The 26,061-nt window shown below is 45.7% G+C and carries 27 protein-coding genes; 9 read left to right on the forward strand and 18 right to left on the reverse strand.

Annotated features, from left to right (window positions below; translation table 11 throughout):
- Nucleotides 1-45 precede the first annotated feature (45 nt).
- A complete protein-coding gene (locus tag AB6D06_RS18505; protein ID WP_004729714.1) occupies nucleotides 46-1,353 on the reverse strand; it encodes an anaerobic C4-dicarboxylate transporter in 1,308 nt (435 codons plus the stop codon).
- Between the two features lie 181 nt (nucleotides 1,354-1,534).
- Nucleotides 1,535-2,986, reverse strand: coding sequence for an aspartate ammonia-lyase (gene aspA / locus AB6D06_RS18510; RefSeq protein ID WP_004729713.1), 1,452 nt, complete (start codon nucleotides 2,984-2,986; stop codon nucleotides 1,535-1,537).
- 284 nt (nucleotides 2,987-3,270) lie between these two features.
- Between aspA and AB6D06_RS18515 the strand changes: the two genes are divergently transcribed.
- A complete protein-coding gene (locus tag AB6D06_RS18515) occupies nucleotides 3,271-3,795 on the forward strand; it encodes an FxsA family protein (RefSeq protein WP_004729712.1) in 525 nt (174 codons plus the stop codon).
- A 174-nt stretch (nucleotides 3,796-3,969) separates the two neighbouring features.
- Here AB6D06_RS18515 and AB6D06_RS18520 read toward each other — a convergent pair whose 3' ends face one another.
- The 4 genes from AB6D06_RS18520 to AB6D06_RS18535 form a co-directional block, all read right to left on the reverse strand.
- A complete protein-coding gene (locus AB6D06_RS18520) occupies nucleotides 3,970-4,449 on the reverse strand; it encodes a tRNA (cytidine(34)-2'-O)-methyltransferase (protein WP_372111319.1) in 480 nt (159 codons plus the stop codon).
- Between the two features lie 77 nt (nucleotides 4,450-4,526).
- The gene (locus tag AB6D06_RS18525; protein ID WP_102458229.1) at nucleotides 4,527-5,144 is read right to left on the reverse strand and encodes a superoxide dismutase; all 618 of its coding nucleotides are present in this window, start codon (nucleotides 5,142-5,144) and stop codon (nucleotides 4,527-4,529) included.
- 76 nt (nucleotides 5,145-5,220) lie between these two features.
- Entirely contained in the window at nucleotides 5,221-6,600 is a 1,380-nt protein-coding gene (gene cpxA, locus AB6D06_RS18530) for an envelope stress sensor histidine kinase CpxA (RefSeq protein ID WP_065682698.1), read from the reverse strand.
- The gene (locus tag AB6D06_RS18535) at nucleotides 6,600-7,289 is read right to left on the reverse strand and encodes a response regulator (RefSeq protein WP_017066566.1); all 690 of its coding nucleotides are present in this window, start codon (nucleotides 7,287-7,289) and stop codon (nucleotides 6,600-6,602) included. Before AB6D06_RS18535 ends, cpxA begins: the two co-directional genes overlap by 1 nt.
- A 178-nt stretch (nucleotides 7,290-7,467) precedes the next feature.
- Between AB6D06_RS18535 and AB6D06_RS18540 the strand changes: the two genes are divergently transcribed.
- The 3 genes from AB6D06_RS18540 to pfkA all read left to right on the forward strand — a co-directional run bounded on the left by AB6D06_RS18540 (nucleotide 7,468) and on the right by pfkA (nucleotide 10,330).
- Nucleotides 7,468-7,977, forward strand: a complete 510-nt coding sequence (locus AB6D06_RS18540; RefSeq protein WP_017063671.1) for a CpxP family protein — start codon at nucleotides 7,468-7,470, stop codon at nucleotides 7,975-7,977.
- Between the two features lie 164 nt (nucleotides 7,978-8,141).
- Nucleotides 8,142-9,050, forward strand: coding sequence for a CDF family cation-efflux transporter FieF (fieF, locus tag AB6D06_RS18545; protein WP_050649603.1), 909 nt, complete (start codon nucleotides 8,142-8,144; stop codon nucleotides 9,048-9,050).
- 317 nt (nucleotides 9,051-9,367) lie between these two features.
- A complete protein-coding gene (gene pfkA, locus AB6D06_RS18550) occupies nucleotides 9,368-10,330 on the forward strand; it encodes a 6-phosphofructokinase (protein WP_017061160.1) in 963 nt (320 codons plus the stop codon).
- A 149-nt stretch (nucleotides 10,331-10,479) separates the two neighbouring features.
- On the opposite strand, the gene tpiA is transcribed toward pfkA, so the two are convergent.
- Nucleotides 10,480-11,250: a triose-phosphate isomerase gene (gene tpiA / locus AB6D06_RS18555; RefSeq protein WP_017061158.1), complete on the reverse strand. Its 771-nt coding sequence runs from the start codon at nucleotides 11,248-11,250 to the stop codon at nucleotides 10,480-10,482.
- Nucleotides 11,251-11,499: 249 nt separating this feature from the next.
- Between tpiA and AB6D06_RS18560 the strand changes: the two genes are divergently transcribed.
- Together AB6D06_RS18560 and AB6D06_RS18565 are read left to right on the forward strand one after the other, a co-directional pair.
- The gene (locus AB6D06_RS18560) at nucleotides 11,500-11,847 is read left to right on the forward strand and encodes a 5-carboxymethyl-2-hydroxymuconate Delta-isomerase (protein ID WP_017061157.1); all 348 of its coding nucleotides are present in this window, start codon (nucleotides 11,500-11,502) and stop codon (nucleotides 11,845-11,847) included.
- 45 nt (nucleotides 11,848-11,892) lie between these two features.
- Nucleotides 11,893-12,321: a DUF805 domain-containing protein gene (locus AB6D06_RS18565; protein ID WP_372111326.1), complete on the forward strand. Its 429-nt coding sequence runs from the start codon at nucleotides 11,893-11,895 to the stop codon at nucleotides 12,319-12,321.
- A 61-nt stretch (nucleotides 12,322-12,382) separates the two neighbouring features.
- Here the strand turns inward: AB6D06_RS18565 and AB6D06_RS18570 are convergent, their stop codons facing one another.
- From AB6D06_RS18570 to glpX, 3 genes are all read right to left on the reverse strand, one after another.
- Nucleotides 12,383-12,730 carry a DUF3135 domain-containing protein gene (locus AB6D06_RS18570; RefSeq protein ID WP_017061155.1) on the reverse strand — a complete coding sequence of 116 codons (348 nt, stop codon included), beginning with the start codon at nucleotides 12,728-12,730 and terminating at the stop codon, nucleotides 12,383-12,385.
- Nucleotides 12,731-12,852: 122 nt separating this feature from the next.
- A complete protein-coding gene (locus tag AB6D06_RS18575) occupies nucleotides 12,853-13,473 on the reverse strand; it encodes a metalloregulator ArsR/SmtB family transcription factor (protein ID WP_017063674.1) in 621 nt (206 codons plus the stop codon).
- A gap of 198 nt (nucleotides 13,474-13,671) precedes the next feature.
- Complete coding sequence (gene glpX, locus AB6D06_RS18580; RefSeq protein WP_017061153.1) at nucleotides 13,672-14,679, reverse strand: class II fructose-bisphosphatase; 1,008 nt, start codon at nucleotides 14,677-14,679, stop codon at nucleotides 13,672-13,674.
- Nucleotides 14,680-15,003: 324 nt separating this feature from the next.
- Between glpX and zapB the strand changes: the two genes are divergently transcribed.
- Nucleotides 15,004-15,246 carry a cell division protein ZapB gene (gene zapB / locus AB6D06_RS18585; protein WP_008219652.1) on the forward strand — a complete coding sequence of 81 codons (243 nt, stop codon included), beginning with the start codon at nucleotides 15,004-15,006 and terminating at the stop codon, nucleotides 15,244-15,246.
- A 97-nt stretch (nucleotides 15,247-15,343) separates the two neighbouring features.
- On the opposite strand, the gene rraA is transcribed toward zapB, so the two are convergent.
- The 7 genes from rraA to priA form a co-directional block, all read right to left on the reverse strand.
- Nucleotides 15,344-15,862 (reverse strand): ribonuclease E activity regulator RraA, encoded by a 519-nt coding sequence (gene rraA, locus AB6D06_RS18590; RefSeq protein ID WP_017061152.1) that lies wholly within the window; start codon nucleotides 15,860-15,862, stop codon nucleotides 15,344-15,346.
- Nucleotides 15,863-15,935: 73 nt separating this feature from the next.
- Nucleotides 15,936-16,853, reverse strand: a complete 918-nt coding sequence (locus AB6D06_RS18595; protein WP_372111329.1) for a 1,4-dihydroxy-2-naphthoate polyprenyltransferase — start codon at nucleotides 16,851-16,853, stop codon at nucleotides 15,936-15,938.
- Between the two features lie 155 nt (nucleotides 16,854-17,008).
- Nucleotides 17,009-18,349, reverse strand: a complete 1,341-nt coding sequence (gene hslU, locus AB6D06_RS18600) for an HslU--HslV peptidase ATPase subunit (protein ID WP_016767976.1) — start codon at nucleotides 18,347-18,349, stop codon at nucleotides 17,009-17,011.
- 58 nt (nucleotides 18,350-18,407) lie between these two features.
- Nucleotides 18,408-18,956, reverse strand: coding sequence for an ATP-dependent protease subunit HslV (gene hslV / locus AB6D06_RS18605; protein WP_004729692.1), 549 nt, complete (start codon nucleotides 18,954-18,956; stop codon nucleotides 18,408-18,410).
- A 222-nt stretch (nucleotides 18,957-19,178) separates the two neighbouring features.
- Nucleotides 19,179-19,718 carry a cell division protein FtsN gene (gene ftsN, locus AB6D06_RS18610; protein WP_029222060.1) on the reverse strand — a complete coding sequence of 180 codons (540 nt, stop codon included), beginning with the start codon at nucleotides 19,716-19,718 and terminating at the stop codon, nucleotides 19,179-19,181.
- A gap of 122 nt (nucleotides 19,719-19,840) precedes the next feature.
- Nucleotides 19,841-20,845 (reverse strand): DNA-binding transcriptional regulator CytR, encoded by a 1,005-nt coding sequence (gene cytR / locus AB6D06_RS18615; protein ID WP_004729690.1) that lies wholly within the window; start codon nucleotides 20,843-20,845, stop codon nucleotides 19,841-19,843.
- A 240-nt stretch (nucleotides 20,846-21,085) separates the two neighbouring features.
- Nucleotides 21,086-23,287, reverse strand: coding sequence for a primosomal protein N' (gene priA / locus AB6D06_RS18620; RefSeq protein WP_102393043.1), 2,202 nt, complete (start codon nucleotides 23,285-23,287; stop codon nucleotides 21,086-21,088).
- A gap of 333 nt (nucleotides 23,288-23,620) precedes the next feature.
- Here priA and rpmE point away from each other — a divergent pair, with 333 nt between their 5' ends.
- Nucleotides 23,621-23,839, forward strand: coding sequence for a 50S ribosomal protein L31 (gene rpmE, locus AB6D06_RS18625; RefSeq protein ID WP_004737142.1), 219 nt, complete (start codon nucleotides 23,621-23,623; stop codon nucleotides 23,837-23,839).
- A 334-nt stretch (nucleotides 23,840-24,173) separates the two neighbouring features.
- Nucleotides 24,174-25,463 (forward strand): malic enzyme-like NAD(P)-binding protein, encoded by a 1,290-nt coding sequence (locus AB6D06_RS18630; RefSeq protein WP_017061144.1) that lies wholly within the window; start codon nucleotides 24,174-24,176, stop codon nucleotides 25,461-25,463.
- A 166-nt stretch (nucleotides 25,464-25,629) separates the two neighbouring features.
- Here the strand turns inward: AB6D06_RS18630 and metJ are convergent, their stop codons facing one another.
- Nucleotides 25,630-25,950, reverse strand: coding sequence for a met regulon transcriptional regulator MetJ (metJ, locus tag AB6D06_RS18635; protein WP_004415993.1), 321 nt, complete (start codon nucleotides 25,948-25,950; stop codon nucleotides 25,630-25,632).
- Between the last annotated feature and the right edge of the window lie 111 nt (nucleotides 25,951-26,061).

Here is a 26,061-nt window from a genome sequence, read left to right on the forward strand (position 1 = left end):
AAAAGGAAGCCGAAGCTTCCTTTTAGGTTTGGTTTTCAGTGAGTGTTAGATAAACAGACCGCCGAATGCGAAGCCGAGTGCTACCGCTGTACTGATTGTTGCCACACCAGGAATGAAGAATGGGTGGTTAAATACGTACTTACCAATACGAGTTGAACCTGTGTCATCCATCTCAACCGCTGCCAGTAGCGTAGGGTAAGTTGGAAGTACGAACAGTGCACTTACCGCAGCAAAAGAAGCCACGGCTGTTAGTGGTGCAACGCCAATCGCTAGAGCTGCAGGCATCAGTGCAACCGTTGTCGCGCCTTGAGAGTAAAGCAGCATAGAAGCGAAGAACAGAACAAGAGCCAGCATCCAAGGGTAGTCAGCCAGTAGAGCACCAGCAACGTCTTTGATTTCAGCAACGTGTGCATTCACAAACGTTGAACCTAACCAAGCCACACCCAGTACACATACACACGCAGTCATACCAGAGCGGAATGTTGGAGCCGAAGAAATCTTCGCTGCATCAATCTTAGTGAACATCACGATTGCCGCTGCTGCTGCCAGCATCACAGACATGATCGCTTCGTTACGGCCCAGTGCTGGGTTTTCAATTAGGCCAACAGAGCTAGAGATAGCGGCTGCGTAGCAAACAACAAAACCAATCGCCGCAAGGAAGATGTAAGTCGCTTTCTTCGCTGTTGGTAGAATTTCGCGTTTCTCTTCTGTTGCTAGCTTGATTAGACCTTTCTCTAGACGTTCTTGGTAAATAGGATCGTCTTTCAGTTCGCTGCCCATGTAGTTCGCGACAACCGCACCAACCATACAAGCGATGAAGGTTGTTGGAATACAAACCATCAATAGCGTTAGGTAGTCGACACCAAAGGGTGCCAGCATCGCTGCGAAAGCCACAACTGCTGCCGAAATAGGCGAAGCTGTGATCGCAATTTGAGAGGCTACAACTGCGATAGACAGTGGACGAGAAGGACGAACACCTTGGCCTTTTGCTACTTCTGCAATAACAGGCAACGTAGAGAATGCTGTGTGACCAGTACCCGCCATCAGTGTCATTACAAAGGTCACAATCGGCGCGTAAAAGGTGATTCGTTCAGGGTGTTTACGCAAAAAGTTTTCTGCAATTTGTACCAACCAGTCCATACCGCCAGCAACCTGCATTGCTGCAATTGCGGTGATAACCGACATGATGATCAAAATTACATCGACCGGGATGAAAGATTGGCTTGTTGGAACACCAAGAATTAATGAAAGGGCAATAACACCAGCACCACCGGCAAAACCAATACCAATACCGCCAATTCTGGCCCCCAAAAAGATAAAGAGCAGGACGACAAACAGTTCTACTGCAATCATAAGTAACACCTCATTTTAGATTTTATTATGTGAACATTCGCCGCTGGAATGTTCACATAATAGTTCTATGGTTTAGGTTCAATTAAGCAAAAACGCAACCCACGGAAATCCACAAAATAATCAGGGGTAACCGCATTGGAGCCTAAAAAAGGGCTCCGCTTGGAGCCCTTTCTCGCTAACTTTACTCGTAGCGCTTAGCTTTATACTGAGGATGCATCAGATTTTCAACAGAGAAAATGTCATCAAGTTCTTCTTCGCTCAATAAACCGCGCTCTAGAACTACATCACGAACACTCTTACCTGTTTCCGCACAAATCTTACCAACGATGTCACCTTCGTGGTGGCCAATGTATGGGTTTAGGTAAGTCACGATACCGATAGAGTTAAATACGTGAGATTCACATACTTCTTTGTTCACAGTAATGCCGTCTACACACTTGTCGCGTAGGTTCACACATGCGTTTGTTAGGATGTCTAAAGACTCAAACATGCTTTGTGCGATAACAGGCTCCATTACGTTCAATTGAAGCTGACCGCCTTCTGCTGCGAAAGAAACCGTGTTGTCGTTACCTAGAACTTTAAAGCAAACTTGGTTTACTACTTCAGGTACAACTGGGTTTACTTTAGCAGGCATGATTGAAGAACCCGCTTGCAGTTCCGGTAGGTTTAGTTCGTTGAAGCCAGTACGTGGACCTGAAGAAAGAAGACGTAAGTCGTTACAGATCTTAGACAGTTTCACCGCTAGACGTTTAAGTGCGCCGTGCGTCATTACGTATGCGCCACAGTCAGACGTTGCTTCGATTAAATCTTCAGCCGCTACACACTCTAAGCCAGTTACTTCTGCTAGGTGCTTAACTGCTAGGCCTTGGTAACCCGGTGCTGCGTTCAGACCAGTACCGATAGCCGTTGCGCCTAGGTTAACTTCAAGCAGTAGTTTTGAAGTGTATTCTAGGTTTTTGATTTCTTCGTTGATGGTTACAGCCCAAGCGTGGAACTCTTGGCCAACCGTCATAGGCACAGCATCTTGAAGTTGAGTACGACCCATCTTCAAAATTGTGTTGAACTCTTGGCTCTTAAGCTCAAATGCACCTTTTAGGTATTCGATAGCATCGATCAGTTTACGCACGCTGTTGTAAACAGAGATGCGGAAGCCCGTTGGGTAAGCACAGTTTGTAGATTGGCTGCGGTTTACATGGTCATTTGGGTTGATGAACTCGTATTGGCCTTTTTCTTTGCCCATAAGTTCAAGTGCCACGTTCGCAACGACTTCGTTCGCGTTCATGTTTACAGAAGTACCAGCACCACCTTGGAAAACGTCCGATGGGAACTGATCCATGCACTTGCCAGTGTCTAGAATGAGGTCACAAGCTTCGATGATGTATTTAGCCACTTCGCTTGGAATTACACCTAACTCTTTGTTTGCTAAAGCCGCTGCTTTCTTTGTCATCACCATACCGCGAACGAATTCAGGTACATCTGAGATCGTTACATTTGAGATGTTGAAGTTTTCAACTGCGCGTAGAGTGTGGATGCCGTAGTAAGCATCAGCCGGAACATGACGTTGACCTAATAGATCTTCTTCGAGACGAGTAGCTTGAGGAGCTTCAACTTGAGCTTCTGATTGAGTAGCCATAACAGGATCCTTAGAGAATTATTCTGATTATATAGTTAGTTATTAGCCTATTCTGTGTGCAAATACTCCGTTCGCTAGAATATTGGGCTGATAAATCCGTCCTGACTTATGTGGCACATGATACTGTACTTAGCGCATAAAAATATTAAGTTGATCACCTTTTTCGTTTTTGTTTCGTCAATATTTAGCAAACTTATTCCGGGTCAATAAACACGCTTATTTACAGGATAAATTTGAGATTGATAGGGCTTTCAGCGTAAACTGGATGTAACAAAGGAGGGCGTGTGTTTCCTATCTTATTATTACTATTTATCTTCGTACCCATCATTGAGATTGGGCTATTTATTCAAGTTGGTGGCTTCTTAGGATTGTGGCCAACTATCGCGTTGGTTCTGATCACTGCATTTGTGGGTGCATCGCTGGTTCGTAGCCAAGGCATTCAGACACTTATGTCTGTTCAAGGTCGGTTGCAACAAGGCGAAATGCCAGCACAACAGATTCTTGAAGGCGTGATGCTTGCGGTTGCAGGCGTATTGCTGCTGACTCCGGGTTTTATGACGGACGCACTCGGTATGTTGGTATTGTTACCAGCACCAAGAGCGATGATTGCCAAGAAAATGATGGAAAAAATGGTGGTGACCAATATGTCTGGTGGTTTTCATGCGGGTGGACAAGCTGGTTTTGGCCAGAGCCCATTTGGACAAGACCCATTCAATTCAGGTCCATCTGACCAATCAAAAGACGGCAACACCTTTGAGGGTGAGTTTGAGAAGAAAGACGACGACAACGATCGTAACCGCTTAAATTAATCCGTTTTTTCTCTTTTCTTTATATAGAGGGAAAAACAGAAAAGGCTCTTACCGTTATCCTTCGCAAGAAAGTGATAATGGTAAGAGCCTTTTTTATTGCATGTTATCTGCTTTTACGATTACTAGCTGGAACAGGTAACAGGCCGTGCGAGCGGTTATTTACTGAGATTGGTATTATACCGCGCCTTCAAATCCCATTTGTCGCCATGCTTCGAACGCAATAATGGCCACTGCGTTAGACAGGTTCAAGCTGCGTGCTTCTGGCATCATTGGAATACGAATACGTTGCTCCATTGGCATGCTTTCAATGAACTCAGCAGGCAGACCGCGAGACTCAGGGCCAAACATCAGTACATCACCTTGTTGGAATTTCGCATCAATGTGGTGGCCTGTGGTCTTGGTCGTACAAGCAAAAATACGGTAGTCACCCTCACGTTCATTCTCTAGATACTCAAGGAAGGCTTCTAGATTCTTGTGACGCTTAACTCGTGCGAGGTCGTGATAATCTAAACCCGCACGACGAACCTTCTTCTCTTCGAAATCAAAACCAAGCGGCTCGATAAGGTGCAGGTTTGCGCCGCAGTTAGCTGATAGGCGGATGATGTTACCCGTATTGGGCGCGATTTCTGGTTCGTATAGAGCGATATCAAACATGTTGGTTCACAAGAATAATCAAAGATAGCCAGAGTATACGGTGGCAAGCTGAGTGAGTACAGTTCGCCACCCTCAGCTTACGCTTGGTTCGCTAGTGCCTGCGCGTAGTTTTCAGATACCGCATTCCAATTCACTACGTTCCACCATGCATTGATGTAATCAGGACGACGGTTTTGGTAGCTGATGTAGTAGGCGTGTTCCCAAACATCGAGTGCAAGAATAGGCTCGCCATTACTGGCAACGGTATCCATCCACGGATTGTCTTGGTTCGAAGTCGAGATGATCTTCAGTTGTCCTTCTTCAACCACTAGCCAAGCGAAGCCTGAACCAAAGGTATTGATTGCCGCTTGAGCGAACTGATCTTGGAATGTCTCGAAATCTCCGAAAGTATTTTGGATAGCCTCGCCAAGCTCGCCCGTGGGTTTACCCCCACCGTCTTGCGACATGCAGTTCCAATACAAGATGTGATTGTAGTAACCGCCACCATTATTACGAACCGCAGGGCTGAGCTGAGAAATGTTAGCGAAGATCTCGGTCAGAGACTGTTGCTCTAGCTCGCTGCCAGAAACAGCCGCAACAAACTTATCGTAGTAGGTTCTATGGTGCTTGCTGTAATGCACTTCCATCGTCTTAGCATCAATGTAAGGTTCTAGGGCGTCGTAAGCGTAGGGTAAAGCAGGGAAAGTGTGTGACATGGTAAATCCTCCTTAATTAGAGGATTTACCATAATGATAATAACAATCATTATCAACTGTGATCTTTGTGGGGGTATTATACCGGCAAGATTGGCAGGGTGATTTCGAGCTGTAATCCACCGAGCTGGCTACGGCTTGCAGTGATGGTTCCGCTGTGTTGGCGAATCGCACTTTCTGTAATGGTGAGGCCAAGCCCAGTACCACCTGAATTACGATCGCGTGCCGTTGAAACTCGGTAGAAAGGTCTGAAGATAGAATCCAGTTCATCCTCTGGTACACCATCACCGTTGTCATTGACGCAAATCGTCAGCTGATCTTGGACAACATGGAATTGCACATCGACTTGGTCTTTGCCGTAGTAGATAGCATTGCGCGTAATATTGTCCAAGGCACTCATCAGCAGCTTAGGGTTACCCGAAATAGAACGCTCTGGGATCTCTGAAAACGTCAGTAATTTACCCATCTGTTCAGCTTCAAACTCTGCATCTTTTAAGATCTCTTCCCATAAGCTCGAGATAGGTTGAACCTCGCGAGTGATGTGGCTGTCGACCTGCATACGAGATAGCGTCAGTAGCTCACTGATCATTTGTTCCAAACGCTGCGCTTCGGTATCAATACGTTCTAATTCTTGGCTCTCACCTTGCTTACGAATTGCCAGTGCATTGGCCATGCGTAGACGAGTCAATGGCGAGCGCAGTTCGTGTGAGATATCTGAAAGTAGGCGTTGTTGCCCCGAAATCATCTGGTTTACCGCTTCGACCATCTGGTTAAAGCTTTCACCCGCTTGTCTAAATTCTGAGGTGCCTTTTTCAAGTGTTGGATCAACCTCAAACTGACCTTTCGCTACACGTTGCGCTGCGCGCTCTAGCCTACGTGCGGGTTGGCTCAATGCCCAAGCTAGCCATAGCAATAGCGGGGTACTTGCTAGCATTACCGCAAGCAATAGTTGTAAAGGTCTATCAAACAGTCGTAGCAAAAATGGCGGTGGTTGGTTCCATTTTACTCCGGCATACATCAGTAATTCTTCACCAGCGAGTGTGATAGGTACTGGCCCTGCCACCATGTAGTGTCCGTATAGTTTCTGTTTTGGTACTTCAGGGTTATCAATCGAGGTAACAAAGTTGCGAATCGCCTTAAGTTTATAGTCCGAATGTCTTTTCGACGTAAGGACAGCCCCTTCAAGGTCGGTTAAATAGATACGAGCACGAGAATCCTTGCGGCTACGTGGTGCCTCAAGTTGGAAGACAATCTTGCCCAGATTAGGTTCTTTGGCGTAGCGTTTCTCTGTGATTTTAGCGATACGCTCGAGTTTATCGAGGTGATCTGCGGGCACATCTCGCGCGACTCGAGGGTCTAAATGGGGAAGTGACAGCACCGACAAAAGCACCAGTAACATGGTGAACCAAAAGATAGCAAAGATACGTCCATATAAGCTGGTGATTTTAGGTATACGCATTAATCTTCCTCTACCAATAAGTAGCCACGGCCTCGTAAGGTTTTGATACGTGATTTGCCGTCAGTGCGCTCAGGAATCTTCTTACGTAGATTAGAGATGTGCATGTCTATCGCGCGGTCAAACGCTGCGAGCCTTTTACCCAGCACATCCAAACTCAATGCTTCTTTGGTGATCACTTGCCCTGGGTTTTGGATAAGGTGACTCAGTAGGGCGAACTCGGTTGTGGTGAGGTCGATGAGCTCCCCATTGCAGTAGGCTTCTTGTTTGCCCGGGAAGACTTCGATGTCTTGATATTGAACTCTATCACTGGCCGCCTTAGGTGCGGTGTTGGTTTGAGTACGACGCAAGATAGCTCGAATACGAGCTAACAACTCTCGGTCACTGAAAGGTTTAGGCAGGTAATCATCCGCGCCAAGTTCAAGACCAATCACACGGTCGATCTCTTCGCCTTTTGCGGTCAGCATTAGTACCGGCGTTTCCCAATTTTCCCTCAGCTTTTTTAGCGTTTCCATGCCATTAAGGCGCGGCATCATCACATCCAAAAGGACCAGATCAATCTCATCATTGATCGCTTCAAGCCCGGCATAGCCATCATTGGCTTCGGAGACAGTGAAGCCCTCAAAGCTCAAAATGTCTTTAAGTAAGCTGGTTAACTCTGTGTCGTCATCAATAAGAAGAATGTTCGCCATTGGGAAGCCTTAATCATTTAGTTAGGTTAATAATACTGCTAATTATTCGTCAACTTTCACTCTTTACGATTCTTTACGCTTTCTAAACGTCACTTTACGAGGGAAAGACTAATCTATATTCAAGCGCTGAGAAACAGACGCAACACATGACTTATTATACCGAATTGAGGCAACAATTATGAAAATGACTAAGAAACTTGTACTAGCAGCTGCGGCACTTCCACTTATTTTTGGTACAGCAAGCGCGTATGCTTACGGTGGTGGTGATAAAGGTGACCACAAAGGTATGCACGACAAGTGTGGCGGTTTCGATAAAAAAGTAATGCGCCAACTAGACCTAACCGACGCTCAAAAAGAACAGTTAAAAGAGATGCGTGAAGCAGACCGTGCTGAGATGAAAGCAAAGCGCGGTGCAAACAAAACGGCAAAAATGGCGCAAATGAAAGCGCATCACGAAAAGGTTCAAGCATTGGTACTTGCTGACAACTTTGACGAAGCAGCAGCAAACGACCTAGCAAGCCAAATGGTTGAGAAGCAAACTGAGCGTCGCGTAGCAATGCTTAAGAAGCAACACCAAATGATGAGCGTACTAACGGCTGAGCAAAAGACTCAACTGAAAGAAATCCAACAAGAGCGCATGACTAAGTGTGCTGACAAAATGGGAAAACGCATGAACAAAGACAAGTAATTCATTGCTTGAAAAATCAGCGTTGAATGAAAGTGTTTAGAAAGAAGCGGCCGAGTGCCGCTTTTTTTGATCCTTAAAAATGAATGTTTTACATCATAGCTGTCATATTCAATTGGTTGTTTGCAGGTTATACTTTGTGCTATCAGTCACTTTATAGCCAAGTTATGAAACAAGAATACGCACGTTTAGTTACGCTCGCCGCTTGGGCAGCCACCACCATCGCCACTATTTTATTGATAGTGAAAGTCGCAGCGTGGTGGGTAACAGGTTCTGTGAGTCTGTTGGCTTCCGTCGTGGACTCCATGCTTGATATCGCAGCCTCTGTCGTTAACCTTATCGTGGTTCGCTACTCTCTGCAGCCTGCCGACAAAGAGCACACCTTTGGTCATGGTAAGGCTGAATCTCTCGCTGCATTAGCGCAGGCAATGTTTATTTCAGGCTCTGCATGTTTCCTTATTCTCAATGGTATTGAGCGCTTCTTCCGACCTCATGAACTGAACTCTCCAGAAATTGGTATCTACGTCAGCCTGTTCGCGATAGTGATGACCTTTGGTCTGGTTCGCTTCCAAAAACATGTGGTCAACAAAACGGGTAGCCAAGCTATTGCAGCCGATTCATTGCACTATCAATCAGACCTTTATATGAACGCCGCGATTATGCTGGCACTGGCATTGAGCTGGTTTGGGATTGGTCAGGCGGACTCAGTATTCGCGGTCGGTATCGGTATCTACATTCTGTACAGCGCTTATCAAATGGCGATGGAAGCGGTTCAGTCTCTGCTTGATCATAAGCTGCCAGATGATGAGCTGAAACAGATTAAAGAGACATCATTGAGCGTGGAAGGCGTGTTGGGTGTGCATCAATTACGAACGCGTCGCTCGGGGCCAATACGCTTCATCCAACTGCATCTAGAATTGGAAGATAATATCCCACTTATTGAAGCGCATCGCATTTCTGACGAAGTAGAGGCTAAGCTTATCTCCGTGTTCCCTGATGCTGATGTATTAATTCACCAAGACCCGTATTCGGTCGTATTTGGACCAGAGAAGCAGCAGAAATTCCACTCGTGGTAATGCGTGCTAAAAATCAGCGGGCAAATGGTAAGTGAGTGGCTTTTGAACTAAAGTGAGTAAAAATTATTAACTGTTAGGTGATTCAAAAACCACCTTAGTAACAATTAATGTTGATTCTGATGTGAATCAACAAAGTTATTGAGTAAAACTGTAATACTCTTACAGAAGTAGAAATGTTACATAATTTTACGCGATTTGAGTGCTATTCCTGTTGAGGAAATGTAACATAACGCACAAATATAGATTTAAAATCTTGTTGATATACAATCAGCAAGAACAAGAATTGAATAATAGATTCCCAAAAATCGAGGGTGAGCATGATTAAGAAGATCGGTGTTTTGACCAGTGGTGGTGACGCTCCAGGTATGAACGCAGCAGTTCGCGGCGTTGTTCGTACTGCGTTATCAGTTGGCATTGAAGTTTACGGTATTTACGATGGCTACCAAGGCCTTGTTGAAGACCGTATCGAAAAGCTTGACCGTTCAAGCGTATCTGACGTGATCAACCGTGGTGGTACTTTCTTAGGTTCTGCACGTTTCCCTGAATTTAAAGACGTTGCTGTTCGTGAGAAAGGCATTGAGAACCTTAAGAAGCACGGTATCGAAGCACTTGTTGTTATCGGTGGTGACGGTTCTTACATGGGTGCTAAGAAGCTGACTGAAATGGGTTACCCATGTATCGGTCTTCCAGGCACAATCGATAACGATATCGCGGGTACTGACTACACAATCGGTTACCTAACAGCGCTTAACACTGTTATTGATTCAATTGACCGTCTACGTGACACGTCTTCTTCTCACCAACGTATTTCTATTGTTGAAATCATGGGCCGTCACTGTGGTGACCTTACGCTTATGTCAGCAATCGCGGGTGGTTGTGAGTACATCATTACTCCAGAGACTGGCCTAGATAAAGAACAGCTTATCAGCAACATCCAAGATGGTATTGCGAAAGGTAAGAAGCACGCAATCATCGCTCTAACTGAGCTAATGATGGATGCTAACGAACTGGCTAAAGAGATCGAATCTTCAACAGGTCGTGAAACTCGTGCAACGGTTCTTGGTCACATCCAACGTGGTGGTCGTCCTACTGCATTTGACCGTGTATTGGCTTCTCGTATGGGTAACTACGCTGTTCACCTTCTTCAAGAAGGTCACGGTGGTCGTTGTGTTGGTATCGAGAAAGAAGAACTTGTTCACCACGACATCATCGATTGTATCGAGAACATGCAGAACCCAGACCGTTCTGAGCTGTTCCGCGTTGCAGAAGAGTTGTTCTAAGCCACGCTTAGCGTTCTCTTAAAGAATTTAAAAACCGCTGATTATTCAGCGGTTTTTTTGTGCCTGCCGTTTGGGTTTCAGAAACGACAGGTAATAAAAAAGGCCAACCTAAGTTGACCTTTCATCTAATCTAAACGGTGAGGTTTAAATTAAGCTTTTGCTTCAGCTGCTGCTTTAGCGATAGCTGCGAAGCTTTTCGCGTCTAGAGCTGCGCCGCCAACTAGAGCACCGTCGATGTCTGGTTGTGCGAAGTAAGCTGCTGCGTTTTCTGGCTTAACAGAACCGCCGTATTGGATAACAACTTTCTTAGCAACTTCTTCAGATTTCTCTGCGATGTGTGCACGGATTTGAGCGTGGATGCGTTGTGCATCTTCAGCTGTAGCTGCTTTACCAGTACCGATAGCCCAGATTGGTTCGTAAGCGATGATAGCGCCTTCAAGAGCTTCAACACCTTGAGTGTTGATAACAGCGTCAAGTTGACGAGCACATACTGCAACAGTTTCGCCTGCTTCGTTTTGTGCTTCAGATTCACCGATACAAAGAACTGGAGTTAGGCCGTTCTCTTTTAGGAATGCGAATTTCTTAGCTACGAACTCATCTGATTCGTTGTGGTATTCACGACGCTCAGAGTGACCGATGATGATGTGAGATGCGCCGAACTCTTTAAGCATTGCTGGAGACATGTCGCCAGTGAATGCACCGCTGTTGTTTAGGTCAGAGTTTTGAGCACCTAGGATGATCGCGCTGCCCGCTTCAGTAAGCGTACGCTCAGCAAGATCAACGAAAAGTGCTGGTGGAGCAACTGCTACGTCTACGCCTGTTACGCCTTCAAGTTCAGCGTTAAGACCGTTTAGTAGATCAACAACCATTTCTTTGCTGCCGTTTAGTTTCCAGTTACCCATAACTACAGGATGACGCATAGGAATATCTCCAAAGTATTTAAATAAATCGAATGTAAAAAAGTAAACTTTATTACGAAATAATATAACAGATTAATATCAACAGATCATGACTGTGGTCATGACTTTCTTGGATCTTACTCAATGGTCAGAGTAGATTTTGAGCATATATCAGTGATCCGGCAGACAGAATAATAGCTAACTTCTCGGATTTTTCATCGTTAGTTGTTATTAAGGGACAAACGATTGCGTTAACAACAGGAAGTAACAATGCCGAATCTAGTTCTAGAGTACTCCAATTCAGTGGATGAGCGAGTAAATATCCAAGGCTTACTGGAAGATCTCCACCAAGTCGCTCTCACATGTGGCTTGTTTGATGTGCCATCAGTGAAATCTCGTTCACTGCGTTGCCATAATTGGTTGGTCGGTGATGAGGAAGATAGTGTAGACTTTATTCATATCAGCTTTGAGTTACTTTCGGGACGAACGGAAGAGCAAAAGCGAGAATTGTCACGATCGTTAATGCAGATCCTGCAAGAACAAGCGAGTCATGTAAGAAGCTTAACGGTGAATATTCGTGATATGGATAAAAGTTGCTTTCAAAAAGTAATAAACTAACCATTGCTGCTGACTTTTAGCGGCGTATAAATTTGAGTATTTAAGATGTCGATGAAAGAATTACTGCTCTCTTTCAAGGGGAGAATTGGTCGTAAGACTTACTGGATTTGGAATGTTTTCTACTACATAGCGATTACCGGTTTTGCTTCAGGTATCTCTGTGTTGTTCCCTGCTTACTCTTATATCCTGCTACCAATCATCCTATTGATGCTTGTGACCCCAGACCTTGCGGTAACCGCTAAGCGCTGGCACGACCGCAATAAGTCTAATTACTGGCTACTATTGAATGTGCCATTAGTATTGGGTCGTTTAGCTTCGCCAATGGTTGCAACGACGACAGAGCCGGTATCGCCAATTCATATGGCGGCAACCGTCGCGGCATTAGTGTGTGGTTTCTGGATTCTGATTGAGTGTGGTTTGTTGAAAGGTACAGAAGGCCGTAATGACTACGGCGAAGACCCATGTAAATATTGAACAGCGAACCAATAAGAAGGGGGCATTACGCTCCCTTTTTCTTTTTAGTGCTTTGCTAATTTCAGTACATTTTAGGTTCGGTATTCGGCTTAAAAGGCACGACATTTTCAGGCAGAGATTCTTCAAAGCCGCAGCGCCCTTCGAGTGCATCTTGGAACTTACAGACCTGACAGCGCAGCTCTTGCATGAGTACGACATTGGCGTGGTGTGGGTTTTTACAACGGCTAACCACTAAGTCGATGTGACTTTGCTGCGCACGAAGTCGGTCTTGCATCACGTCTGAAGCCGAACAAATCATCTGTTCGCACATCTCGTGTTTGAATTGATTGAATGCTTTCGGGTCGCTTTTCGCGAGTTGGACAAGTTCATCAAAGGGTGGCAGTTTTTGAGCGGGTTGTGGATGCGCCATCATTCCTTCCTTAGCATTAAGCGTGTTTCATATGCTCTAAGCTTAAGAAAGAAATCTGTACAAATTTTAATCTATTTGTATTTTCTCAATATTGAGACGGTATTAGCCGATTACCTTTGCAATCAAAGGGCGGGTGTTAAGGTGTAAGTGCAGCGTCGTTCGCCAGCAATGATGTGCTCTGTACGGCTCACGTGACACTCATCTTTTAGTAACTCAGTAAACACGTTGAGCTCAGATTGGCACAGGCTAGGGCAGCGAGTTGCAGCCTTACAGATAGGGCAGTGGTTCTCAATTAAGATGTAGTGATCATCATGCTCTTGAAGCTCAGCCATGTAGCCTTCGTCTTCACGAAGCTGGGTGAGTTTTTTAAGCTTGCTGATGAGTGAATCACAGCCAGACAGCGCAGTTTGATACTGCTTAAGAGTGTGTTGTTCACGCTCGGCAGCAACCTTAGCCAGCCCTTCTTTACCAAATAGATTCTCGACAGCATCAATCACTTGAATGGTGAGTTCACCATGTCGGTCTGAAAATTGGTTATGACCTTGTTGAGTCAGGGACCAGTGGCGAGTCGGGCGACCCACTTTCACTTTCACATCATGAAACGCAAGAATACCGTCATCTTCCAGGCTTTGCAGATGTTGCCTTGCCCCCATTGTCGTCATGCCAAATTCTTCTGACAGTTGTTTCGCGGTTACCGCGCCTTGACGCTTAATGGTCTGTAAGATTCTGTCGCTTGTTTTCATACTATCCCTACCTAATGAACCTTACTATTATGAGGCAAGGTGTTTATAAAGCAAACCATTTACTATATTGATGATAATTTACTCTATAGATAGCGTTTTACTCTATTGGCTGCCATGGTCAGATTCTGGTGCGCTAATAAAACAAAAGGCTGATACTAGGTATCAGCCTTGGAATATTCTGTTTCACCGAATTTAGGCTTACAGGATATGACCTACTACTTCTGGATCTTTACGCTCTAGGTAGTGGATAGATTTGATGCGGCGAATTGTACGGCAGCGGCCACGGATAAGCAGGGTTTCTGTGGTTGCGATATTACCTTGACGAGAAATACCTTCTAGCAAGTCACCCTTAGTGATGCCTGTTGCTGAGAATACAACGTTGTCGCTGCGTGCCATGTCTTCCATCTTCAATACGATACCCGCCGTTACGCCCATTTCTGCGCAGCGCTCAAGTTCAAGTTCACCGTGCTTGCGGTTCTCTTCTGTGTCGCCTTTCACTTCGTGGCGAGGTAGAAGACGACCGTGCATGTCGCCGTCGAGTGCGCGAATTACCGCAGCCGAGACCACACCTTCAGGTGCGCCGCCGATGCAGTACATGACGTCTACTTCACTGTCTGGCATACAGGTTAAGATAGAAGCCGCAACATCACCGTCTGGCACAGCAAATACACGAACGCCCATTGCTTGCATGTCGGCGATGACTTGATCATGACGAGGCTTAGCAAGCGTGGTTACGACTAGAGTATCAAGTGTTTTACCTAGTGCTTTAGCTATGTTTTCTAGGTTTTCTGTTAGTGGCAGTTCTAGGTCAATCACGCCTTTAGCGCCAGGGCCAACAACCAACTTTTCCATGTACATATCAGGCGCTTTAAGGAAGCTGCCTTTTTCGCCCGCAGCCAATACAGCCAATGCATTTGATTGGCCCATTGCTGTCATGCGTGTCCCTTCAATTGGGTCAACTGCGATGTCGACAGCGTCGCCGCCCACACCTACGTTTTCGCCGATGTATAGCATAGGTGCATCATCGATTTCACCTTCGCCGATAACAATCTCACCGCTAATTTCGGTTTTGTTTAATAGGCTACGCATTACTTCTACAGCAGCGCCATCTGCAGCGTTTTTATCGCCACGGCCAAGCCACTTGTAACCAGCTAGTGCTGCACCTTCTGTGACACGAGAGAATGACATTGCTAAATCGCGTTTCATGCGGACTCCAAAATTTTCAAAGGGGGAATAGAAATTTCGCGGCGAATTTTACCATATCCAAAAGGAAACGTTTGCCTTTTTGTTTTTTGGAGATTGCTCTCGATCAATTCGCAGTGGAAAACAGTTATTATTCATCAAAATAATCGGTTTGCCGTTGTGGCGGTAATCGTTCACGTCAATATTCGGTAAAAAGTGCTGTTTTTTTCATCGAATGGCGCAAAATATCGAATATATTGAGTGTTTATCCTTGCTCTGCTGAGTAGAATGGGGAAATAAGTGGAGTGAACCTTCACCATCAAACGGATAACTTAAAGGTAGGCCAGAATGTCTTTTGAAGTACTAGAGCAGCTAGAAGCAAAAATTCAAACAGCAGTAGATACAATTGCACTTCTTCAAATGGAAGTGGAAGAGCTTAAAGAAGAGAAACAAGCACTAGCAACAGAAGCTGGTGAGCTTAAAGCAAGCCGTCACGAGCTAGAGCAAAAAACTCAGCAAATGCAGGAAGAGCATTCAGCATGGCAAGATCGCATCCGTAACCTTCTTGGTAAAATGGATGAAGTAGAGTAATCGACTCTTCAGATTTAAAAAAACGCCCGCTACTCAGTAGCGGGCGTTTTTGTTTGTGTTCTTATGATTTGTTTTATTATTTGAAGCTGAGTGAGAGTTACTCGACGTCTTCTTCCTCGACATCCAAATCGAGTTCTACATCTAGAGGTTCGGCAGAAAGAATGATGCCAGTGTTGTCTGCGTAGAGGTAATCTTCAGGTAAGAAGGTCACGCTGCCAAAGTTCACTGGAACGTCTAATTCACCGACACCTTCTTGGCTCGCACCAACAGGGATAGAAGCCAAGGCTTGGATACCTAGGTTCATGTCTTCAAGCTCATCGACTTCACGAACGCACCCGTAAACCACAATACCTTCCCACTCATTGTCTTCGGCAAGTAGGGCTATCTCCGCATCGATCAGCGCTTTACGTAGTGAGCCGCCACCATCGATTAACAACACTCGTCCCAAGCCATCTTGCTCTAATACGGAGCGAATCAAAGCGTTGTCTTCAAAACACTTTAATGTCGTGATCTGTCCGGCGAAGGATGCTCGTCCACCGAAGTTGCTGAACATTGGCTCCACGACATCCACTTGATCCAGATATATGTCGCACAGTGCTGAAGTGTTGTATTCCATTTGCGTACCTTTTGAACAATGAGCTTAGTTTGAGTATATCGGTGCTTGATCCCTTTGCAATGATTAGTCTCAATTAACTCAGTAGAGTTTGAGCTACGACAACCCCTGCAAACAATAGGTTAGTGACCAGTGAGCATTTCACAATGACAGGCATCATCGGCGCTATTTGTGCTGGCTTCTCTGTTTCCCACACGGCCTTGCCATGCTTATAGACAATAATAATGCTGAGTAAAAACGGTAGACTGATCCAGACTGGTTTTTCTTGAATGAGTAGGTACAGAGCGAAAGACGCGAGAGCCAATCCAAGAAGTGCAAAGTGGTATTGCTTAGCTTTGCGTTGTCCTAGACGAACGGCCATGGTGCGTTTCCCGCATTCACTGTCGTTTTCGATATCACGCATGTTATTGATATTGAGTACCGCAACCGCCATCAGTCCGCAGCCTAACGCTGGAAGAAATAGACTTGGTTCAACATGACCAGTGTGTAAGAAGTAAGTACCAGAAACACCTAACAAACCAAAGAAGATAAAGACAGATAAGTCCCCTAGGCCAATATATCCATAGGGTTTGTTGCCTACGGTATATGCGATAGCCGCGACAATCGCTAATACGCCGAGTGCGATGAAAGACAGAATGCTTTCAATTGATGTCAGCGCATGGAAAATCAGAATGAGCCCTGCGATAACGGTAAACACGATATTGAGGATGATCGCTTGCTTCATGATTGTTGCCGTCACCGCGCCAGATTGCATTGCGCGTGTTGGTCCTAGACGATTTTCGTTGTCGGTGCCTTTAGCCGCATCGCCATAGTCATTCGCTAGGTTCGATAAAATTTGTAAGAGTGTGGCGGTTAAAAAAGCCAGTAGTGCTATCGATAAAGAAAAGTGATCGCTGGAGAACGCTAAACTACTTCCTGTAAGAATAGAGACGAGTGCGAGAGGCAGAGTTTTCGGTCGTGCGGCATCAAGCCAAATCAGTAGAGATTGTTTCATCGTAGGTCTATTTCTTTGTAAGTCTTCGTTTCAAACTGTGATTTGAGTATACGCCCATTCTTCAAGTAATAAAAAGCCCACTCGAAAGTGGGCCTTGAATTCGCTTATTAGCTGCTATTTCTTTGAGATAGAGCAATAAGTTGGAGTTTCGTGTGCTACAGGATGAAGCGGCTTAGGTCTTCGTCTTCAACGAATTCACCGAGCTTCGACGTTACGTAAGCTTCATCAATGACGAGTTTGCTGCCGGCTTTTTCTGTTGCGTCGAATGAAATCTCATCCATTAGGCGTTCCATAACAGTATGTAGGCGACGCGCACCGATATTCTCCGTGGTTTCGTTAACACGCCATGCCGCGTCAGCAATCTGATTAATGCCATCTTCAGTGAACTCAATGCTCACATCTTCTGTTTTCATCAGGGCAATGTATTGCTCTGTTAAAGATGCTTTTGGCTCAGTAAGAATTCGTTTGAAGTCATGTGCAGAAAGCGCTTCAAGTTCTACACGGATTGGTAGACGACCTTGCAGCTCAGGGATCAGGTCAGATGGCTTAGCCACTTGGAATGCGCCTGATGTGATAAACAAGATGTGATCAGTTTTAACCATGCCGTGTTTCGTTGATACTGTGCTGCCTTCGATAAGAGGCAGTAGGTCACGTTGAACACCTTCGCGAGATACGTCTGGGCCTGAGCTGTCACCACGTTTACAGATTTTGTCGATCTCATCGATGAACACGATACCGTTGTTTTCAGCGTTGAAGATCGCGTTCTCTTTTAGCTCTTCCTGGTTCACAAGCTTCGCAGCTTCTTCTTCTGTCAGTGCTTTGAATGCGTCTTTGATTTTCATCTTACGCTTTTTCTTGGTGTCGCCAGCGAGATTTTGGAACATGCCTTGTAGCTGGTTAGTCATCTCTTCCATACCTGGAGGTGACATGATTTCAACACCCATTTGCGGTGCCGCTACATCAACTTCGATCTCTTTGTCGTCTAGCTTACCTTCGCGCAGTTTTTTACGGAAAATCTGACGAGTGTTTGAAGAGGTTGTGTCTTCAGTTGATTGCTCATTCTGACCCCAAGCATCACGAGCTGGTGGTAGAAGGGCATCAAGAATGCGTTCTTCAGCTTGTTCTTCAGCGCGGTATTGTACTTTTTCCATCGCTTGTTGGTGCGTCATCTTGATCGCAACGTCCGTTAGATCACGGATGATGGTTTCAACTTCTTTACCAACGTAACCCACTTCGGTGAACTTAGTCGCTTCTACCTTGATGAAAGGCGCGTTTGCTAATTTCGCTAGGCGGCGAGCGATTTCAGTTTTACCTACACCCGTTGGGCCAATCATTAGGATGTTCTTTGGTGATACTTCAACACGCAGGCTTTCTTCAAGCTGCATACGACGCCAGCGGTTACGCAGGGCAATAGCAACTGAACGCTTAGCGTTGTCTTGGCCGATAATGTGGCGATTGAGTTCGTGAACAATTTCGCGAGGAGTCATCTCAGACATGGTTTTTCCTTAATTCTTTAATCACTGTTGAATACAACGTTATTGATGGAAGCGGTCGTTACTCTGGCTTTGGCAGCTCAACGGTGCTTTCTAGTTCTTCAATAGTGTGGTGATGGTTGGTGAAGACACAGATATCGCCGGCAATGTTCAGCGACTTTTCTGCGATTTCACGCGCATCTAAATCAGTATTTTCTAATAGTGCAGTAGCTGCTGCTTGAGCGAAGTTACCGCCCGAACCGATCGCAATCAGATCATTCTCAGGTTGAACTACGTCACCGTTACCAGTGATGATCAGTGAAGCGGTCTCATCCGCTACTGCAAGCAATGCTTCTAACTTACGTAGAGCACGGTCGCTACGCCAATCCTTCGCTAGCTCAACGGCAGCTTTGGTCAGGTGGCCTTGGTGCATTTGTAGCTTGCTTTCAAATTTTTCGAATAGCGTGAAAGCATCAGCGGTACCGCCAGCAAAACCTGCCAGTACTTTGTTGTTGTATAGGCGACGTACTTTACGGGCATTGCCCTTCATTACAGTATTGCCTAGAGATACTTGTCCATCACCCGCGATGACGACTTTATTATTACGACGTACAGATACAATGGTAGTCACGAGTAGGGCCTCTTAATATTTCTTATCTTTGGGTATAAAAAGTATATGAGGATGGTGCTCGGATAATTCAAGGAAGGGCGAGTGATGTCGCGCAACTTATCGGCGGAAGTTGTAAGGAAAACTGACTAAAGGGAGTAAATAAAAGAAAACCTCCACAATGGGAGGCTTTCGGAGTTTGTTTTTCGGCTTTTGCTAAGATTAAGACTACGACTATCGCTAAATCTAATCGGTGTCTTTCCAAATAGCGCAAGGTTCGATTTTCGCCCGTTGCAGCTTATGGCGATCGCGCTCGGCGTCACGCTTCAACTTGTATGGCCCTAGAACCACACGGTACCAGCTACTGCCGTCTTTTTTACGGATTTCACTCGAGATACCTTGGAACGCAATATCTAACTTGCGCGTTTCTGCCTGTGCTGACGTTTTGTATGCGCCACACTGCATCACGTAAGGGATCTTAGAGATCTCTTGTTCTTTGGCTTTAACTTCAATCTCGCGGCTTGGCAGCGTTTCAACGTAGTCCCACTTCTCTTCTGGAGGCGGTGGAATCACTTTCGCTGGTTTTGGCTTAGGTTTTGGTTTGGTAGCCACAGGTGTTGGTGCTGGCGGCTCAGGATCATTACTCAATAAGTAAAGTCCATAACCAAAACCACCGGCAAGGAGGATCGCCAAAAGACCACTGCGCCAAGGTTTACGGCGAGGGGCTTGTTTCTTGGTCGGTTTTTTCGTGCCACGACCGCGTTTTACATAATCTCTATTAGCCACAAGACAATTCAATAGTTGCTGATTCTGTCCTCATGGTAATCCAGATTGCGCGAGGATAATAGTGCAGAAATGGAAGCGGCACATCAAAATGTGCCGCAGATTTATAAGGGTATTTCTGAGGGTTACATTCGAGGTGGTGCGGTGCTGCCTCTAACGACTAATTTAGCTTCAAGCAGACGCGAACCTGCTTGCACATCGTTGCCCTTCAATAGATCAAGCATCATCAACATCGCTTGGCGTCCAATCTCATAACGAGGCTGAGAAATAGTGGTTAGCGGTGGATCGCAGTATTGAGCGAATTGGATGTCATCGAAGCCAACAATCGATAGGTCTTGAGGAACGCGTAAACCTAGCTTCTTCGCTTCTTGAATCGCACCAATCGCCATCGCATCGTTATGACAGAAGATCGCTGTAGGTTGTTCAGGAAGTGCGAGTAATTGACGAACCGCTTGCGCACCAGCTTCAAAGGTGAAATCGCCCACAGTGCTGTAAGCTGGGTTCATTGATACTCCAGCGCGGCGCAATGCTTGTTGGTAGCCTTGTTGACGGAACTTACACAGGGTTGCAGTCGTTGGCCCAGAGATCTGAGCGATGCGCTTATGACCTAACTGAGCGAGGTAATTCACGGCTTCAAATGCAGAGGTTAGGTTGTCGATGTGAACCGTTGGCAGTTCAAGCTCAGGTGCGAATTCACACGCCATAACCATTGGCGGTAAATTCTTTTGCTCAGGCTTACTGACATCAAACGGATGATCAGTGCCAAGCAGTAGCATACCGTCTGCTTGCTTTGTGAAGACCAAGTTAACAAATGAAGACTCACGCTTCTTTTGTTGACCACTGTCACCCAGTAGAACGAGGTAGTCATTCTCTACAGCGGCATCTTCGATACCACGAATGATTTCGGCGAAGTAAGGGTCACAGATATCAGGAACGATAGTGATGATGGTTTTTGATTCGTTGCGACGTAAATTTCTAGCTAATGTATTGGGTGAGTATCCAGCTTCAAGTACTGCTGTCTCAACTCGTTTACGAGTAGAAACCGAGACTTTTTCAGGGTTCATCAATGCACGTGATACCGTTGCCGTTGAGACGCCTGCTAGCTGGGCAACATCCTTCATTGTCGCCATAAATTAAACCCTCTTTTAAGTTCCTTTGTCGCCTAAGTATTTAAGGCGTGAATAATAAATGTAATCGAATAGATATTATGAAAGTGTTGCTAACACTTTTTTTATTGCAATATTTTATTCGTTTAATCCGTGTAAAGTTACGGCTAGATTAACAAAAATCACATGACTAGTGTGAAGTTGCTCACGAGAAATATGAAATATTTGTGAACAAACTTATCATTAGTTTTAACCCAAGTGGGTTTAACTCAAATCTTGCGGCTCAATATCGAGTGACCAGCGAACTTTTTTCGCAGCAGGTAACATATTGATGGCCGGCTTGGCACTCATCAATAGCTTCTGCATTAACGAGCGCGTCTGAGTTTGTAAGATTAACTGCCAGCGCGATTTGCCCGCTCGTTTTGCTAACGGAGCCGGGGTTGGCCCTAACACCATGCAATATTGGTCAAACAGCGGGTGCGATTCCAATGTGTGACGAACCTGACGCAAGAACTCTTCCACCAAGCGAGTGTCATTGGCTTCTGCTCTAAACAGCGTCATAAAGGTATAGGGCGGTAACATTGCCTGCTTACGTTCTGCTAGCGCCGTCTGAGCAAAGTGGTTATAGTCTTTGTGTAGCAAGGCTTGCAACAACCCATGTTCTGGGTGGTGAGTCTGTAAGATCACTTCACCGGGTTTGCTTGCTCGTCCTGCGCGTCCCGCTACTTGGATGAATAGCTGCGCAAGACGTTCAGAGGCACGGAAGTCACTACTATATAAAGAGCCATCCACATCCAATAACGCCACAAGTGTCACGTCAGGGAAATGGTGACCCTTAGCAAGCATCTGCGTGCCGATAAGAATTTGGAATTCACCCTTACGAATCGACTCGAGCGCGCTTTCTAAGCTGCCTTTACGGCGGGTGCTGTCGCGGTCAATACGAATGGTTTTGTATTCCGGGAATAGTTGACCAAGTTGAGCCTCTAACTGCTCGGTACCGACACCCACTGTCACCAAGTTCACAGACCCACAACCTTGGCAGTTGTGCACGATATGCTGCTGAGAACCACAGTGGTGGCAGCGCATCTCATTACTGTATTGGTGATAGGTGTAGTAAGCATCACAACGTTTACACTCGGCTGTCCAACCACAATCGTGACACATCAATGCCGGAGAAAACCCTCGGCGATTGAGGAACAGCATCACTTGGTTGCCTGCTTTGAGGTGTCTTTGCATCTCTGCAATTAACGACGCAGACAGGCCACTTTCTAGATATTCACCTTTAACATCCAACACCTTATTGGTGGTCGGCAGTGCGACACCCGCACGTGAAGTCAGGGTGAGATAACTGTATTTACCTATTTGAGCGTTGTGCAGTGTTTCAAATGCTGGAGTTGCAGAGCCTAACACAACCGGGATCTGCGCTTTGTGCGCACGCATGATCGCCACATCACGAGCGTGGTAGCGCAGGCTATCTTGCTGTTTATAAGACGCGTCGTGTTCTTCATCGACAATGATAATACCTAGGTCAGCAAATGGCGTGAACAGAGCTGAACGGGTACCAATCACGATGCCTGCTATTTTATCGCGCGCCGATAACCACGCATTCAGGCGTTCTGAATCGTTTAAACCTGAGTGGATAACCTCAACAGGCACATTAAAGCGTCGCTTAAAGCGGTTAATCGTTTGAGGAGTGAGACCAATCTCGGGCACGAGCACTAACGCTTGTTTACCTTGATCGAGAATCGGCTTAATCATATTCAGGTAAACCTCGGTCTTACCTGAGCCAGTAACGCCCTCTAACAGGAAACAACCAAAGTCGGTTTGGCTATTTACGGTCGCAATCGCGATGGCTTGTTCGGCATTGAGCTTAGGTTTGTCTTGGTCATTCTCAAGTTCAACTGGCCAAGGTTGGCGCTTCGGCTTTTTCTCTACCGATTCAATCCAGCCTTTCTCTTCTAGCGTTTTGAGTACGGCGCTGCCAACTTCTTCATCAATGAACTCTTGATGAGGAACCGGGCCGTGTTCAAGCATGTGCATCACTTTGGCTTGCTTGACCGCGCGACCAAAACCTTGCATCAGTTGGTCTTTGCCTGATGGCGTTAACTGCCACTCAACCAGCGTCGCGAAGTCGGCGGCTTTGCCTTTTCTTAGAGCGCTCGGAAGGGCGTTAGCAAAGGTTTCGCCAAGAGGGTACTGATAAAACTGACTGCACCACATTAATAGTGAATAGACAGATTCCGGCCAAACAGGTTGGTTATCCAATAGCGCTTTTATTGGCTTGAGCTTATCTAGCTCGAATTCTGATTCGTTAACCAGAGCCGTGACAATGCCGGTTAAGGTTTGTCGTCCAAAAGGCACAGAGACGCGACCACCAATAATCGGGAATAGGTGGTTTGGAATCTTGTAATCGAACTGCTTGTCGAGTGGAACAGGCAGCGCCACACGGGCAATCATTGGACGCATAAAGGGACGGCTTTATCTGAATTGACGAGAGCGAACAGTCTAAAGGATAAGGCGGTTAAATTCGAGAAGCAGTTTGAATGTGATGTGGCAGAGAAGCGGGTGAGGTTGGGGCCAAGCCAAGAATTACAGCCAGCAAAGGAAATAACGCCGATATTGGCGAAAAATGTATCAAATCAGTTGATCCTGCTTTATAGATTCATTACTATACTGCGCCTTAAAGGTATGGCTTCATCACTCTTTTGTGTCGATGCGGTGTCTTTATTTCTTTTTTTAAACTACGTGTGGTGTGCGGCTTAGAATCGTATAGCGACACGGCCTACTTGAGGTTATCCCATGAAAGCTGGAATCCACCCAGAATACAAAGCAGTTACTGCAACTTGTTCTTGCGGCAACACATTTGAGTTCAACTCAACGCTAGCAAAAGAATCAATCCACCTAGACGTATGTGACAAATGTCACCCGTTCTACACTGGTAAGCAACGTATCGTAGATACTGGCGGCCGTGTTGATCGCTTCAACAAGCGTTTCGGTGCTCTTTCTAGCAAGAAGTAATTCTCGCTATTTAGACATGAAAAAGGACACTTCGGTGTCCTTTTTTGTTGCCTGCAATTTGAGAAAGCACTGACTTCTATTCAAGCATCACTCTCACCCAACGATAAGTTGCCTCTCTATTCTATTTCAGGGCAATTCCTTGCGTATCTCTCTTCACCAAAATTCAGCACGAAACTTCAACAAGCGATAGTAATTTCAACTGCTCACTGGTCTTATTAGTAGTGAAATCTCGTTTTTTAATGAGACAGAGGCTTCAACCACCTAGGAACTTTGAAGTACATCCATTAACATGAACAAGATCCCCCAAATAATAATATCCTAGGAACCTACACCTATGTCTGAAGACAGCAGCCAAGCTCAATCCTCTCAAGAATTATCACCTCAAGAACAATTCCGTCAGCAAGCTCTTGATTACCATGAGTTCCCAATTCCAGGCAAAATTGCCGTAGAACTGACGAAGCCTGCAAACTCTGCAGAAGACCTAGCACTTGCATACAGCCCAGGCGTGGCTGAGCCTGTTCGCGAGATCGCACAGAACGTTGATAACGTTTATAAGTACACAGGTAAAGGCAACATGGTTGCAGTTATCTCTAACGGTACAGCGATTCTTGGCCTAGGTAACCTTGGCCCTATTGCTTCTAAACCTGTTATGGAAGGCAAAGCGCTCCTGTTTAAGCGTTTTGCTGGTTTAGATTCTATCGATATTGAAGTAAAACACCGCACAATCGATGAGTTCGTTGATACAGTTGCGAATATCGCAGATACATTCGGCGGTATTAACCTGGAAGACATCAAAGCACCAGACTGTTTTGAGATTGAACGTCGCCTGATTGAACGTTGTGATGTTCCGGTATTCCACGATGACCAACACGGTACTGCGATTGTAACGGCAGCGGGTATGCTGAATGCGATCGAGCTTCAAGGTAAGAAACTTGAAGAGTGTAAGATCGTTTGTTTAGGTGCTGGCGCAGCGGCGGTTGCTTGTATGGAACTACTGATTAAGTGTGGCGCTCAGCGTGAAAAAATCTACATGCTTGACCGTAAAGGTGTGATCCATACTCGTCGTGATGACCTAAACGAATACAAAGAGCTGTTCGCAAATAACACTGATAAGCGTACGCTTGAAGATGTTATCGAAGGCGCTGACCTGTTCTTGGGTGTATCGGGGCCGAATCTACTGCCTGCTGAAGCACTAACGCTGATGGCTGATAAGCCTGTTGTGTTTGCATGTTCAAACCCAGATCCAGAGATCAAGCCTGAGCTTGCACACGAAGTTCGTTCTGACCTAATCATGGGTACAGGCCGCAGTGATTACCCTAACCAAGTAAACAACGTACTTTGTTTCCCATTCATTTTCCGTGGTGCACTAGACGTGCGTGCGAGCGAAATTAATGACGAAATGAAGCTAGCGGCGGTTAAAGCGATTCGTGAACTGGCGAAAGAAGAAGTTCCAGCTGAAGTACTAGCAGCTGCGGGCGAGACTGCACTGGAGTTCGGTAAGGGTTACATCATTCCTAAGCCAATGGACCCACGTCTACTTCCTCGCGTAGCACGAGCAGTTGCGGAAGCGGCTGTTGAATCTGGCGTAGCTCGTATCGAGATGCCTGCTAACTATATGGCTTAATAGCTGTTGCTCTATTGAGCCAAAAAGAATAATAAAAAACCGACTCATCTGGAGTCGGTTTTTTTATGTCTATCATTCACAGCGCAATCATAAAAAGCTATGCGCGATGTGATAAATAAGGTTCAGCTAGAGCGAATCAATAATGAAGGCAGTGACTGAGTTGTTTTTATTCTTCGTCAAACGCTTCGAACTCGATACCCATCTCTGTCATCAGCTTTTTCACTTCAGCAGGAATATCGTCTGGGCGGTCTTTACGAAGGTCTTCATCCGTTGGTAGTGGTTGGCCTGTGTACGCATGTAGAAAGGCTTCGCACAGTAGCTCACTGTTTGTTGCATGGCGTAGGTTATTAATCTGGCGGCGAGTACGCTCGTCAGTAAGAACCTTTAACACTTTTAGAGGGATAGAAACTGTAATTTTCTTTACTTGTTCGCTTTTCTTTCCATGCTCAGCATATGGGCTTATGTATTCACCATTCCAGTCGGCCATTGCGTACCTTCATCACTTTAGTTGTTAGAATAAATTAATAGTGGTGATTTTAGCGGGATTTACTGCCATAAGCAAAGACATATAGACGTCTAGAAGTGTTGACGTCTCACG

Origin of the sequence: Vibrio sp. 10N.239.311.G01, assembly GCF_041465805.1 — a bacterium.
Lineage (GTDB): Bacteria > Pseudomonadota > Gammaproteobacteria > Enterobacterales > Vibrionaceae > Vibrio > Vibrio crassostreae_C.